The sequence below is a fragment of the Pseudonocardia sp. ICBG601 genome, from assembly GCF_020496245.1.
Genome location: NZ_JAHLJA010000005.1, coordinates 81349 through 94800, shown reverse-complemented (window position 1 = coordinate 94800; position 13452 = coordinate 81349). Strand labels below are relative to the sequence as shown.

The window sequence follows — 13452 nt, the reverse complement described above, 5'->3', positions numbered from 1 at the left end:
AGTTGGCGTGTCGACGGCCGACTCCGTGCTCGACCTCTCACCGGGTCGCACCCCCCAGCTGCCCGACCGGATCGCGCTCGTCCTGCGGGACCGCATCCTGTCCGGCGAGCTCCGGCCGGGCACCTTCCTGCGGATGGACCGGATCGCCGCCGACCTCGGCGTCAGCCACACCCCGGTCCGCGAGGCGCTCCAGTCGCTGCGCGCCGAGGACATGGTCCACGCGGTGCCGCGGCGCGGGTTCGTCGTCGCCGAGCTGACCCGCGACGACGTCGCGGATTTGTTCGAGGTGCAGGCCGACCTGACCGGGACGCTGGCCGCGCGTGCCGCGCAGCGGCTGTCCCCCGCCGATCTCGCACCGCTGCGCGAGCTCGCCGACCGGATCGCCCGGCTGTGCGAACACACCCCCGAGACCCACGACCCGGCCGAGCTGGACCCGCTCGTGTCCGCCGAGCACCGGCTGCACGCCGAGATCAACCGGTCGGCGGGGTCGCGCAAGCTCGCCTGGCTGGTGGGGCGCTCGTCGCACTACCTGCCGGCGCACTTCTACACCGGTTCGCCCGCCTGGCGGACCGGCGCGGTCGACGCGCACGTCGTCCTGCTGGACGCACTGGGCGCCGCCGACCCGGACGCGGCACGGGCTGCGATGCGCCGCCACGTCCTCGACGGCCGCGACCTGTTGCTCGCACACCTGGACCGCACCGGAATGTGGACCCACCACGACGAAGGAGTCATCTGATGCCCGTCACCCTGACCGAGGAGCAGGCCGCCCTGGCCACCGCGATCGGCGAGTTCTGCCGCCGCGAGGTCGGCTCCAAGGAGCGCCGCGACGAGCTGACCGACGGCGGCCGGCACGCCCACTCCGACGAGCTGTACCGGAAGATGGCCGAGCTGGGCTGGGTCGGCATCGCGGCCCCGGAGGCCTACGGCGGTGCGGGCCAGGGCATGCGCGAGCTGCTCGTGTTCCTGGAGGAGACCGCCTACGGCCAGGCCCCCATCGCCGGCTTCGGCACGACCGCCATCACCGCGGCCGCGATCGAGAAGTTCGGCACCGAGGACCAGAAGCAGGAGCTGCTCGGCGGGATGTGCCGGGGCAACGTCCTGGCGATCTCGATGTCCGAGCCCGAGGCCGGCTCCGACGTCGGCGGCCTGAAGTGCAAGGCGACCAAGACCGAGACCGGCTGGCGGATCGACGGGCAGAAGACCTGGTGCTCCAACGCGCACATCGCGTCGCACATCCTGCTGGTCGCCCGCACCTCCACCGAGGGCGGCAAGCACGACGGCCTCACCATGTTCGTCGTTCCCGCCGACGCCGCGGGGCTGACCGTGCGCGGTATCGAGACGATGGGCGGCAAGGAGGTCAACGACCTCTACTTCGACGCCTGTGAGCTGCCCGCCGACGCCGTCGTCGGCACCGAGGGGCAGGGCTGGCGCCAGCTCATGGCCGGCCTGAACCTGGAGCGGATGATGCTCGCCGGGCTGATGCTCGGGCTCGCCCGCCGCGCCTTCGACGACACCGTCGCCTACGTCAAGACCGGCACGCTGACCACCGGCAGCCCCCGGGTCGTCGGGACCGCGGGCGCCGAGCAGACCCTGGCCCTGGCCGCCGCCGTCGAGGCCGACAGCGAGCACCCGCTGGCCCGGGCGGTCGTCACCGCGGCCGACGGGCGGGACGTCCCGGTCGCCGAGGGGTTCCGCTCCTACACCGGACGCGGTGTCTCCGCGACCGTCGACGGGCGGCCGGTCGCGGTGGGCGGCCCGGCGCTGCTGCGCGAGCGCGGTCTCGGTGTGCCCGCCGAGCTCGCCGGTGACGTGCGCCGGTGGGGCGACGACGGAGCCACCGTGCTGTACGTGGTGACCGGTGCGGAACCCGGCGAGGTGGTGGGCGCGCTCGCGCTCGCCGACGCGGTCCGCCCGGAGTCCCGGGCCGCGGTCGACGCACTGCACGCCCGCGGTGTGCGGGTCGTGATGCTCACCGGCGACGCGCGCCCGGTAGCCGAGGCGGTCGCCCGCGACCTGGGCGTCGACGAGGTGGTCGCCGAGGTGCTGCCCGAGGGCAAGGACGAGGCGGTGGCCCGGCTCCAGGCCCGCGGCGCGGTCGTGACGATGGTCGGCGACGGCGTGAACGACGCCCCGGCGCTGGCCCGGGCCGACGTCGGCATCGCGATCGGGGCCGGAACCGACGTCGCCGTCGCCTCGGCCGGGGTGGTCCTCGCCTCGTCCGACCCGCGCGGGGTGCTGTCGGTGATCGCACTGTCCCGCGCCGGGTACCGGAAGATGCTGCAGAACCTGTGGTGGGCGGCCGGCTACAACCTGGTCTCGGTGCCGCTCGCGGCCGGGGTGCTCGCCCCGGTCGGGTTCGTGCTCCCGCCCGCGGTCGGTGCGCTGCTGATGAGCCTGTCGACGGTCGTCGTCGCGCTGAACGCGCAGCTGCTGCGCCGGGTGGAACTGCGCCCGGACCGGCTGGTCAGCTGACCCGCGGTGGCGCCGTCGTCGCCCGGACCACCAGCCGGGTCGGCACCTCGATGTCGCCGGGGACATCACCGGGGACGCCGCCGCCCAGCGCGGCGAGCAGCGCCCGGGCGGCGAGCTCGCCCTGGCGGCGGACCGGCTGGGCGACCGTGGTGAGCTCGGCGACGGCGGCCGACCCGTGGTCGTCGAACCCGACCACCGACACCTGCCCCGGCACCGTCACGCCGGCGCGGCGCAGGGTGCGCAGCACGCCGACGGCGAGCTCGTCGGACATCGCGAACACCGCGGTCGGCATCACCGGCAGCGAGAGCAGCTCGGCGGCCGCGGCGTCGCCGTCGGCCACCCCGGCCCCGGTGGCGACGACCGGGCCTCGGGGGCGCCCGGCCTCGGCGTGCGCGTCGGCCCAGCCGTCGCGCCGGTCGGTCGTCGTGGCGCGGCCGTTGGCCTCGTCGGGGTCGAACGACACCAGCGCGACGCCGCGGTGGCCGAGCCCGAGCAGGTGACGGACGGCGGTCCGGGCACCGGCGCGGTCGTCGATGCCGATCCGCGGCCGACCGGGCATGTCCCCGCCGAGTACGACGACCGGGATCCCCAGCGCGTCCAGCGCCGCGGCCTCGGTGGTGTCGATGGCCGAGGCGACGACGATCAGCCCGTCGGCGCGACCGCGCACCGGCAGCGTCGCGAAGAAGTGCGCCCGCGCCTGAGGGTCGCCGAGGTTGTGCAGCTGGGTGACGTGCCCGGCCGCGGACAGCACGCCCTCCACCCCGGCGACGGCCTCGGCGAAGAACCAGCGGGTCGGGAAGCGGGCGAGCACGGCGACCGTCAGCGGCCGGACCGGGACGGAGTAGCCGAGGGAGGCCGCCGCCCGCCGGACGCGTTCGCGGGTGTCGTGCGAGACGGGGGTGCCCTCGCGCAGGGCGCGCGACACCGTCGCCGGCGAGACCCCGGCGAGCTCGGCGACCCGCCGGACACCCACCCGGCGTACGACCTCGCGCACCGGCTCGTCCGTCACGGGGGTCATCGTGCCCGCCTCTCGACAGCGGTTGCAACCGGATGAAACACTCTGCAACACCGCCCCGCCCACGATCCGTCCCCGGGAGCATCATGTCCGTGCACGAGCAGGACTGGTGGCGCAACGCCGTCGTCTACCAGGTCTACATCCGCAGCTTCGCCGACGGGAACGGCGACGGGACCGGTGACCTCACCGGCCTGCGCAGCAGGCTCGACCATCTCGACCGGCTCGGCGTCGACGCGATCTGGATCAACCCCTGGTACCCGTCTCCGCTGGCCGACGGCGGCTACGACGTGGCCGACTACCGCGCGATCAACCCGATGTTCGGCGACACCGCGCAGGCCGAGGCCCTGATCGCCGAGGCGCACGAGCGCGGCATCAAGGTGCTGCTCGACATCGTCCCGAACCACCACTCCGACGAGCACGTGTGGTTCCGGCAGGCGCTGGCCGCCGGCCCCGGCTCGCCGGAGCGCGAGCGCTACATCTTCCGCGACGGCCGCGGCACCGACGGCGCGCTGCCGCCGAACAACTGGCAGTCGATGTTCGGCGGGTCCGCGTGGGAGCGGGTCGTCTCCCCCGATGGGACCCCGGAGCAGTGGTACCTGCACCTGTTCGACATCCGGCAGCCGGACGTGAACTGGGAGCACCCGGAGATCCGCGCCGATTTCGAGGAGACACTGCGCTTCTGGTTCGACCGGGGTGTGGACGGGTTCCGCGTCGACGTCGCGAACTCGATGGTGAAGGAGCCCGGGCTGCCCGACATCGTCGAGGGCGTCAACGACGTCCAGGACGGCAGCCACCCCTACCTCGACCGCGACGGCGTGCACGACATCTTCCGGTCGTGGCGCCGGATCGGCGACACCTACGACCCGCCGCGGGTGTTCGTCGCCGAGGCCTGGGTGCCGGACCCGCAGCGGCTGGCCCGCTACCTGCGCCCGGACGAGCTGCAGACCGCGTTCAGCTTCAACTTCCTCACCGCCGCCTGGCTGGCCGACGACCTGCGCGCCAACATCGACGACGCGATCGCCGAGAACACCCGGGTCGGCGCACCGGCGACCTGGGTGCTGTCCAACCACGACGTCTGCCGGCACCCCAGCCGGCTGGCCCGCAAGCCCGAGGCCGGGCGCGGCTGGAACCTCGACGACGTGATCGCCCTGCCTGCCGACCCGGAGCTCGGGCTGCGCCGGGCCCGCGCGGCGACGCTGCTGATGCTCGCGCTGCCCGGCACCGCGTACCTCTACCAGGGCGAGGAGTTCGGGCTGCCCGAGGTCGAGGACATCCCGACCGACCGGCTCGACGACCCGACCTGGGAGCTGTCCGGGCACACCCTGCGCGGACGCGACGGCTGCCGCGTCCCGCTGCCGTGGGTCGCGGACGCGCCGGGCTTCGGCTTCGGCCCGTCCGGCGAACCGTGGCTGCCCCAGCCCGCGGTCTTCGCCCGGCACGCCGCGGACGCCCAGGAGGCCGACCCGGACTCGGTGCTGCACCTCTACCGCGACGCGCTGGCCATCCGCCGCGCCCACCCCGCGCTCGGCGGCGGCACCCTGGCCTGGCAGGAGTCGCCGGAGGGCACGCTGGCCCTGACCCGTACCTCGGACGCCGGCGACGGCGGCTTCACCTGCCTGGTGAACGTCTCCTCCGCGCCGGTGTCGCTGCCCGAGGACGCCGAGGTGATGCTGGCCAGCGGCCCGCTCACCGCGCGCGGCGAGGTCCCCTCCGACACCGCGGTGTGGCTGCGCCACTGAGCTGCGGCACTGAGCCGCACCACTGAGCCGCGTCGCCGGCCGGTCCGCCCACGACGGCCGGGCCGGGCACCCGCCCGGCCCGGCCGTCGGCGGCTCAGGCGACGATGGGCAGCCCGGCGAACCAGACCTCGCGCAGCGTGCGCTCGGTCCAGCGCCACACCCGCCGTGCGACGACCGGGTCGAGCGCGTGGGTGGCGACCCCGCCCTCCACTCCCGGCCCGACCGGTCCCGCCTCCGCGAGCCCGGCGAAGTAGCGCCCGCTGATCCCACCGACCAGCGGTGACGCCGCGGCCAGTACGACCGTCGCGGCCCCCTGCTCGGGGTCGACCCCCACCGGGCCGGGGTCGGCGGCGTTCACCGCGATCCCGTCGCCCGACCAGCGACGCGCGGCCTCGACCGCGTGCAGCAGCGCCGCACTCCGGGACCGGGCGTGGGCGAGGTGGGCGTCGTAGCGCTGGTCGGAGAAGTGCGGGTCCTCCGGGTCGAACGCCGCGTCCCGGTGGGCGGCGGAGGTCACGGTGACCACCCGCGCGCCGTCGACCGCGGTGAGCGCCCAGTGCAGCCCCGAGGTGAGCGACGCCGGCCCGAGGTGGTTGACGGCCAGGTGCAGCTCCCAGTCGTCGACGGTGCGGGTCAGCGGGGCCGGGCACCGGCGACGGCGTGCACGAGCATGTGCAGCGGGCCGTCCCACAGGCGCACGAAGCGGGCGACCGAGCGCTGGTCGGACAGGTCGAGCTCGCCGACGGCGACGCGCTCGTTGCCGGTGTCGGCGACGATGCCGTCGCGGGCGACGGCCCCGGCCTCGGCGTCGCGCACGGCGAGGGTGACCTCGGCCCGGCGGCGGCCAGTGCGCGGGCGGTGCCGCGAGGCCGACCCCGGTGGTGGCACCGGTGACGACGGCGCGCCGCCCGGTGAGGTCGACGCCGGCGAGGACGTCGGAGGCGGTGGCCCGGCCGGTGCGACCGGGAGGACAGCGGCGCCGTCGAGGTGGTCGAGGTGATGGTGGAGACGGGACGGGATCGGTCGGTCGTGGAGCGGAACAGCATGGCGTGATCCCTTCTGAGCACCGGGTACGCGGTCGGTGACGTCGTCGTTGCGTCGCCGTGTCCCCGGGGACAAGTAAACGGAGGATCCTCCGTATGACTCGGGACTCTATCCGGAGCATCCTCCGGATCGCAAGACGTATCGTGGGATCGTCAGTCCACCCGAGGAGGCACCGTCATGGGCACCAGCACACGTTCCGGCCTGCGCGGACGGCGCGCGCAACCGTGAGCTGCTGCTGGCCGCGGCCGTGCGCGCGTTCACCGCGGAGAGCCGCGGCGGCCCCGCCACGACCCTCGACGGCATCGCGAAGGACGCCGGCGTCGGCATCGGCACGCTCTACCGGCACTTCCCGAACCGGGACTCCCTGGTCGAGGCGGTCTACCGCAACGAGCTCGACCGGCTCTGCGCCGCGGCCGAACAGCTGCGCACCGAGCTGCCCGCGGACCAGGCACTGCGGGCCTGGATGGACCGCTTCGTCGACTACGTGATCACCAAGAAGCACCTCGCGGACTCGCTGCACGCCCTCGTCGCCTGCGGGCACAACCCGTTCGCCCAGAGTCGCGAGCGGATGGTCGAGGCCGTCCGCCTGCTCCAGCAGGCCGGCATCGCCGACGGCACCCTGCGCGACGACGTCGACGCCGCGGACGTGCTCGTCGGCACCAGCGGGATCTGCATGGCCGTCGCCGACCCGCAGGGACGCGAGCAGGCCGGACGCCTGCTGGACCTGCTCGTCGACGGCCTGCGTCCGCGCTGAGCCCCGGCCCGGGCACCCGGGTGATCGTCCGGACACGTAGGATCCGTCCCGGACGAGGGCACCGGCCCGGACGAGCACGGAGGCATCATGGGCGAGCCGTTGCGCCGCGGAACGGACCGCGGGGAACACCGCCGTCCGCGCCGTCGCGACCGCTCCGCCGGCCGACCTGGTCGCCGCCCCCGGCTACGGGCGCGCGCCGCATGTACCAGGCGTACCTCGCCGCCTGGAGCCGCCACGTCGACCCGGTGCTGACCGGCCCGCAGTTCGCGGTGCTGTCGGCGATCCGCGCCTACCCCGAGTCCGACCAGAGCTCGCTGGCCGGCGCCGTCGCCCTGGACACCTCCACGATGGCCGACGTCTGCCGCCGGATGGAGCGCCGAGGACTCATCGAGCGCACCGAGTCCCCCCGCGACGCCCGGCGCAAGATCCTCTCCCTCACCGACGACGGCGCGGCCGCCCTCGCCGAGGTCACCCGCCGGACGCGGCGCCTGGACGCGGAGCTGCTGGCCGCGGTCCCGCAGGACCGGCGCTCGGAGATCGCCGGCCTGCTCAACACCCTCGGCGCCCACTGGGAGGCGGTCGCGGAGCGGACGTCGCTGCCCGGCGACGACTGAACCCGCCCGCCCGGTTACACCCCCGTTTCCCTTCCGGGTCGTTCCCGCGAGAACCTTGCGTATCCGGATAGTACGTGCTCGGATTACTTCTCGTGCGGGCCACGTCACAGGTCCGCCGGATGCGAGGAGGTAGTCGTGGCACCCAGCCAGTCCCTGGAGATCACGGTCACGGGCGGCGGCCTCGGCGGGCTGACCGCCGCACTGGCCCTGCGCCGCCAGGGCTTCCGGGCCACCGTGCGAGGCCGCGCCGCAGCTCGGCGAGGTCGGCGCCGGGATCCAGACCGCCCCCAACGCCAGCCGCATCCTGTTCGGCCTGGGGCTGCGCCGGTCGCTGGAGCGGATCCACACCGCCCCGCAGGACCAGGTGCGCGCGGCGCTGGGCCGACGGCTCGATCATCGCCCAGCTCCCGCTCGGGCAGCAGGTCGTCGAGGCCTACGGTGCGCCCCGTACTGGCACTACCACCGCGCCGACCTGCACCGGGTCCTGCTCGATGCCTGCCTCGACCCGGACGGCCCGGCCCCGCCGTGACCGTGCACACCGACGCGAAGGTCGTCGAGCTCGACCGCAGCGACCCGGGCCGCCCGGTGGCGGTCACCGCGCGCGGGCTGCGGGTCGCCGGCGACGTGCTGGTCGGCGCCGACGGCATCCGGTCCGGGGGCGCGACCTCGCCGGGTTCGACGACACCCTCGCCTTCTCCGGCGAGATGGCCTACCGCGCCCTGATCCCCGGCGAGCTGATCGCCGCGGACCCGGCGACCCGGTTCCTGCTCGACCGCTACCACTCCACGATCTGGTACGGCCCCGGCAAGCACCTGGTGCACTACATGATCCGCCGCGGCGAGTACCTCAACGTCGTCGCGATCGTGCCCTGCACCGAGCAGGTCGAGCGCGACTGGAGCGCCCCCGCCACCGCCGAGGACCTCGTCGCCGACTTCGCCGACTGGGACGACCGCGTCCCGGCGATGCTGTCCAAGGCCAAGGACGACGTCTCGGTGTGGGCGCTGTACCGGCGCCGCCGCGACCCGGTCTGGCTCGACGGCCGGGTCGCCCTGCTCGGCGACGCCTGCCACGCGATGCTCCCCTACCAGGCCCAGGGCGCCTCGCAGGCGATGGAGGACGCCGCCGTGCTGGCCGAGGAGCTCGGCGCGGCCGGCCGCGGCGGGATCGACACCGCGCTCGCGCCGCTACGTGCAGCGCCGCGCCAAGCACGCGGGCGTCGTCCAGGACGCCTCGCTGCAGAACATGGACTTCTACCACCTGCCCGACGGCCCCGAGCAGCGCGTGAACGCGACGAGAAGCTGCGCCGCTTCCAGGGCGAGTCCGACGTGTCCTACGACTGGCTGTGGCGGGGTTCCCCGTTGAACGATCCGGACGACGAGTCCGTCACCTACCCCTTCGCCCGATAGAGGAGCACCGACATGCGTACCGGAGACCAGGTCGTCCAGGACCTGCCCTGGCGCTGGGGCGGCCAGGGGAAGATCTTCCTCATCGGCGGCCTCGGCTACATGTTCGACGCCTGGGACGTCGCCCTCAACGGCTTCCTCACCCCACTGCTCGGCGTCGAGTTCGACCTCTCGACCGGCCAGCGCGGCCTCGTCGCGACGGCCAACCTCATCGGCATGGCCGTCGGCGCCGTCGCGTTCGGCACGATCGCCGACCGGATGGGCCGCAAGCGGGTCTTCAGCATCACGCTGCTGATCTTCGCCCTGTTCTCCGTACTGGGCGCCTTCTCCCCCAGCTGGGAGGTCTTCCTGGCACTGCGCTTCCTGGCCGGCATCGGGCTCGGCGGCTGCATCCCGGTCGACTACGCGATCGTCAGCGAGTTCTCACCCCGGCGCTACCGGGGCAAGGTGCTCGCCGCGATGGACGGCTGGTGGCCGATCGGCGCCACCCTCGCCGGGCTGTCGGCGACCCTGCTGGTGCCCGTCGAGGGCAACTGGCGCTGGATGCTCGCGCTGATGGTGCTGCCCGCGCTGCTGCTGGTCTGGGTCCGCCGCGGCGTCCCGGAGTCCCCGCTCTACCTGGCCCGGACCGGCCGCGAGGCCGAGGCCCGCGCCGTCATCGACGACATGGTCCGCCGCACCGGCGCCCCCGTCGAGCAGTACACGATCACCGCCGCCGCGCCGGAGCCGACCACCTCGCGCCGCCGCGGTCTCGGCGCGCTGGCCGAGCAGCTACGCATGGTGTGGTCGTTCAACCCGCGCATCACCGGCGTCGCCTGGTCGCTGTTCATCACCGTCATGGTCGTCTACTACGCCGCGCTGTCCTGGATGCCGTCGATCCTGCGGGCCCAGGGCATGGGCGAGGTGGCCGCGTTCGCCTCCACCACGGTCATGAACGCGGTCGGCATCCTCGAGGTCATCACCTCGGTGCTGCTGGTCGAGGTCGTCGGCCGCAAGTGGGTCATCGGCGTCGCGGGACCGTGCGCCGCACTGTCGCTGGTCGTGTTCTCGCTGGTCATGGGCTCGTCCACGGCTGCGGTCGCGATGATCGCGGTGTTCGGGTTCTTCGCCCTGGTCGTCATCCCGGTCATGTACGCCTACGTCTCCGAGCTCTACCCCACCGAGCTGCGGGCCTCGGGCTTCGGCTGGGCGTCGTCGTCGAGCCGGGCGGTGACCGGCTTCGTCCCGCTGATCTTCGGCAGCCTGCTGTGGCCGGTGCTGGGCCTGCCGCTGACCTTCACGCTGATGGCGCTGCTGGTGGTGGCTGCGGTGACGTTCATGGCGCTGGGCGCCCCCGAGACCCGGGGTCGCGAGCTGGACCGCATCACCGGCGACGAGCAGACCCTCGACGCGCCGGCCGTGGAGCGGGTGGAGAAGGCGTGAAGCCCGCCGCGTTCACCTACCACCGGGCGTCGTCGGTGCGCGGGGCGGTCGACCTGCTGACCGAGCTGGCCGACGACGAGCCCAAGCTGCTCGCCGGCGGGCAGAGCCTGGTCGCGATGATGAACTACCGGATGGCCCGCCCCGGGCACCTGATCGACCTCACGCACGTGCCGGGCCTGGCCGGCATCCACCGCACCGGCGGTGCACTCCGGATCGGCGCACTCACCACGCACCGGGCCGTCGAGCGGGCCGACCTCGGGCCGGACTTCGCGGTCCTGTCGGCCGCGATGCGCTGGGTCGGGCACCTGCCGATCCGCACCCGCGGCACCGTCGGGGGGTCGATCGCGCACGGCGACGCCACCGCCGAGTGGTGTCTGCTGGCCGTGCTCCTCGACGCCGTGGTCGTCGCCGAGGGGCCGGCGGGCGCCGCGAGATCCGGGCGCGGGAGTTCTTCCTCGGCCCGTTCACCACCGCCCTGGCCCCCGACGAGGTGATCGTCGAGGTCGTGTTCCCCCGGCCCGCGCCGCGGGCGGCGCTCACCGAGTACGCCGACCGGCGTGGCGACTTCGCCGTCGTCGCGGCGGGGGTGGACCTGGACACCGAGGAGGTCGTGCTCGGTGGGGTCGGCGCCGTCCCGGTGCTGGTCGGCCCGGCCGGGACGCCGTCGGAGATCGCCGACGGGCTGGAGCTGCGCGACGAGGCCGGGATCCCCGCGGCGTACCGCCGCGGCCTGGTCCGCACCCTCGTCGCCCGGGCACGGGAGGAGGCCGCCGGTGGCTGAGCCCGGATTCCGCCGCGACGGCAGCTGGGTCGGCGCGTCCGTCCCGCGCCGGGAGGACCCGCGGCTGCTCACCGGCCGCGGCCGGTTCGTCGACGACATCACCCTGCCCCGGATGCTGCACGCCGCGTTCGTGCGCAGCACCGAGGCACACGCCAGGGTGGTCGACGTCGACCTGTCCGAGGTCCGTGCGGTCCCCGGCGTCGTCGCCGCGTTCGCCGCCGCCGACCTCGCCCTGCGCGACATCACCGCGTTGCTCGACCGGCCGATCGAGGAGTTCGTCCCGACCTCGATGCCGGTGCTGGCCGGGGAGAAGGTCCGCTACGTCGGCGAGCCCCTCGCGATCGTGCTCGCCACCGACCCCTACGCCGCCGAGGACGGGGTGGAGGCCGCCGTCGTCGAGCTCGACCCGCTCGACCCGGTGGTCACCGAGGCCGCCGCGCTGGCCGCGGCCGGCCCACCGGTGCACGACGAGGCCCCCGGCAACGTGCTCGTGGACGTGTCGCTGTTCGCGACCGAGGGCATCGACGACGTGTTCGCCGACGCGCACACGGTCGTCTCGGTCGAGGCACGGACCGGTCGGCAGAACGCGCTCCCGCTGGAGACCCGCGGCGTCGTCGCCGACTGGGACGACCGCGACGAGCAGCTGGTCGTGCGCACCTGCACCCAGGTCCCGCACCAGGTCCGCACGGTCCTGGCCCGCTGTGCCGGGCTCGACGAGAGACAGGTCCGGGTCCTGGTGCCGGACATGGGCGGCGGGTTCGGGCAGAAGTGCGTCGTCGGCCGGGAGGAGATCGTCGCCGCGGCCGCCGCGAAGCGGCTCCGCCGTCCGGTGAAGTGGATCGAGGACCGGCGCGAGGCGCTGACCGCGAGCTTCCTGGCCCGCGAGCAGCACTACACCGCCCGCGCCGCGTTCACCGCCGACGGGGAGATCCTCGCCCTGGAGTCCGACGTCGTCTGCGACATGGGCGCCTACTCCTGCTACCCGTTCACCGCGGGCATCGAGCCGCTGATGGCCTCGGCGGAGATGCCCGGCGTCTACCGGGTGCCCGCCTACCGGGTGCGCGGCCGCGCGGTCACCACGAACAAGGCGCCGACCGCGCCGTACCGCGGGGTGTCCCGGCCGCAGTACGTGATGGTGATGGAGCGGCTGATGGAGCGCGCCGCCCGCGAGCTCGGGCTCGACGCCCTGGAGGTCCGCCGCCGCAACCTGATCACCGAGTTCCCCTACCGCGGGGTCAACGCGATCACCTACGACCCGGGGTCCTACCGGGAGTGAGCCTTTTTCAACCTGACGTTTGTGCTGGTCAGGTAGCTGTGATCATGAGGGTCTGGACCGCGGCGACGAGCTGGGTGGCCTGGTTGGGGCTGGAGCGGATCTTGCGGAGGATCTTCCAGTTCTTCAGCTCGGCGTTGACCCGTTCACCGGGTGCCCGTCGTCGGGCGTGGGCGGCGTTGACCGCTTTCTGATTCGCTGACAGGGGCCGGTACCGGCCGGTGTCGAGGTCGCGGCGGCGGCGTCGGTGGGGGACGGTGATCGCGGGCCCGCCGCCTTGGTAGGCGGTGTCAGCGATCGCCCGCACCCCGGCGGTGTTGACCGCGTCGATGATCCCGTGGGCGCGGGCGGCACCCATGTCGTGCCGGGCTCCGGGTAGCGGTGGGGAGATCCACACCAGCCTGCCGACGGGGTCGGCGATGACCTGCACGTTCAGGCCGTGGCACTTGTGTTTGCCGGAGTAGAACGCCCGGTCGTAGCCGGATGTCATGCCGACCCGGTCGATACGCAGCAGCGTGCCGTCCAGGATCACGAACGCCTTCCCAGCGGCGACGGTGATGGCCTGTTCCAGGGTCGGGGCGAGCGCGGCGAGCAGACCGATCGCCTCGGTCAGGTACCGGTACACCGTCGCGGTGCTCACCGCGAACCCGCAGGCCAGGGCAGCGTAGGTCTCGCCCTTACGCAGGTAGGCGAGCACCAGCAAGGCCTGCCGACCGGCTGAGAGCCGGCGCCAGCGTGTTCCACGCTGACGCCGATGCCCCCGGAGAAGATCAGCAAGATCACGGACGCTACGGCTGGACACGTTCATCCCGGATGGGTAGGACAGCACACGGGGCTCCTGGCAGACGACGGTTCGACACCCATCCGTCTACCAGGAGCCCCACCCCGGCCGGCCTTCACGCCCCTGACCAGCACAAACGTCAGGTTGAAAAAGG

At 73.9% G+C, this 13452-nt stretch carries 10 protein-coding genes and 3 pseudogenes; 9 read left to right on the top strand and 4 right to left on the bottom strand.

Annotation, left to right across the window (positions count from 1 at the left end):
* Nucleotides 1–7 precede the first annotated feature (7 nt).
* Together KPL57_RS05630 and KPL57_RS05625 are read left to right on the top strand one after the other, a co-directional pair.
* On the top strand, nucleotides 8–736 hold the full coding sequence (locus tag KPL57_RS05630) for a GntR family transcriptional regulator (protein ID WP_170917028.1): 729 nt from the start codon (nucleotides 8–10) through the stop codon (nucleotides 734–736).
* A complete protein-coding gene (locus tag KPL57_RS05625) occupies nucleotides 736–2472 on the top strand; it encodes an HAD-IC family P-type ATPase (RefSeq protein ID WP_226350772.1) in 1737 nt (578 codons plus the stop codon). Before KPL57_RS05630 ends, KPL57_RS05625 begins: the two co-directional genes overlap by 1 nt.
* Here the strand turns inward: KPL57_RS05625 and KPL57_RS05620 are convergent.
* Nucleotides 2465–3490 carry a LacI family DNA-binding transcriptional regulator gene (locus KPL57_RS05620; protein WP_226350771.1) on the bottom strand — a complete coding sequence of 342 codons (1026 nt, stop codon included), beginning with the start codon at nucleotides 3488–3490 and terminating at the stop codon, nucleotides 2465–2467. The two genes, KPL57_RS05625 and KPL57_RS05620, sit on opposite strands and share 8 nt — an antisense overlap.
* Nucleotides 3491–3573: 83 nt before the next feature.
* Here KPL57_RS05620 and KPL57_RS05615 point away from each other — a divergent pair, with 83 nt between their 5' ends.
* The gene (locus tag KPL57_RS05615; RefSeq protein WP_075307981.1) at nucleotides 3574–5226 is read left to right on the top strand and encodes a glycoside hydrolase family 13 protein; all 1653 of its coding nucleotides are present in this window, start codon (nucleotides 3574–3576) and stop codon (nucleotides 5224–5226) included.
* Between the two features lie 94 nt (nucleotides 5227–5320).
* Here KPL57_RS05615 and KPL57_RS05610 read toward each other — a convergent pair whose 3' ends face one another.
* Nucleotides 5321–5917 (bottom strand): hypothetical protein, encoded by a 597-nt coding sequence (locus KPL57_RS05610; protein WP_226350770.1) that lies wholly within the window; start codon nucleotides 5915–5917, stop codon nucleotides 5321–5323.
* Nucleotides 5860–6114 carry a hypothetical protein gene (locus tag KPL57_RS05605; RefSeq protein ID WP_226350769.1) on the bottom strand — a complete coding sequence of 85 codons (255 nt, stop codon included), beginning with the start codon at nucleotides 6112–6114 and terminating at the stop codon, nucleotides 5860–5862. The genes KPL57_RS05610 and KPL57_RS05605 overlap by 58 nt, the downstream gene beginning before the upstream one ends.
* A 403-nt stretch (nucleotides 6115–6517) precedes the next feature.
* Between KPL57_RS05605 and KPL57_RS05600 the strand changes: the two genes are divergently transcribed.
* From KPL57_RS05600 to KPL57_RS05570, 6 genes and pseudogenes are all read left to right on the top strand, one after another.
* The gene (locus KPL57_RS05600) at nucleotides 6518–7024 is read left to right on the top strand and encodes a TetR/AcrR family transcriptional regulator (protein WP_308252784.1); all 507 of its coding nucleotides are present in this window, start codon (nucleotides 6518–6520) and stop codon (nucleotides 7022–7024) included.
* Nucleotides 7025–7224: 200 nt separating this feature from the next.
* A complete protein-coding gene (locus tag KPL57_RS05595; RefSeq protein WP_226350768.1) occupies nucleotides 7225–7638 on the top strand; it encodes a MarR family winged helix-turn-helix transcriptional regulator in 414 nt (137 codons plus the stop codon).
* A 135-nt stretch (nucleotides 7639–7773) separates the two neighbouring features.
* Nucleotides 7774–9044 (top strand): annotated as a pseudogene (locus KPL57_RS69365) (FAD-dependent monooxygenase).
* A gap of 12 nt (nucleotides 9045–9056) precedes the next feature.
* Complete coding sequence (locus KPL57_RS05580; RefSeq protein WP_226350765.1) at nucleotides 9057–10463, top strand: MFS transporter; 1407 nt, start codon at nucleotides 9057–9059, stop codon at nucleotides 10461–10463.
* A pseudogene (locus KPL57_RS05575) lies at nucleotides 10460–11244 on the top strand (xanthine dehydrogenase family protein subunit M). Before KPL57_RS05580 ends, KPL57_RS05575 begins: the two are co-directional and overlap by 4 nt.
* Nucleotides 11237–12517: pseudogene (locus KPL57_RS05570) on the top strand (xanthine dehydrogenase family protein molybdopterin-binding subunit); the annotation flags it as partial. The pseudogenes KPL57_RS05575 and KPL57_RS05570, both read left to right, overlap by 8 nt.
* 31 nt (nucleotides 12518–12548) lie before the next feature.
* Here the strand turns inward: KPL57_RS05570 and KPL57_RS05565 are convergent.
* Nucleotides 12549–13346 carry a transposase family protein gene (locus KPL57_RS05565; RefSeq protein ID WP_226350737.1) on the bottom strand — a complete coding sequence of 266 codons (798 nt, stop codon included), beginning with the start codon at nucleotides 13344–13346 and terminating at the stop codon, nucleotides 12549–12551.
* Between the last annotated feature and the right edge of the window lie 106 nt (nucleotides 13347–13452).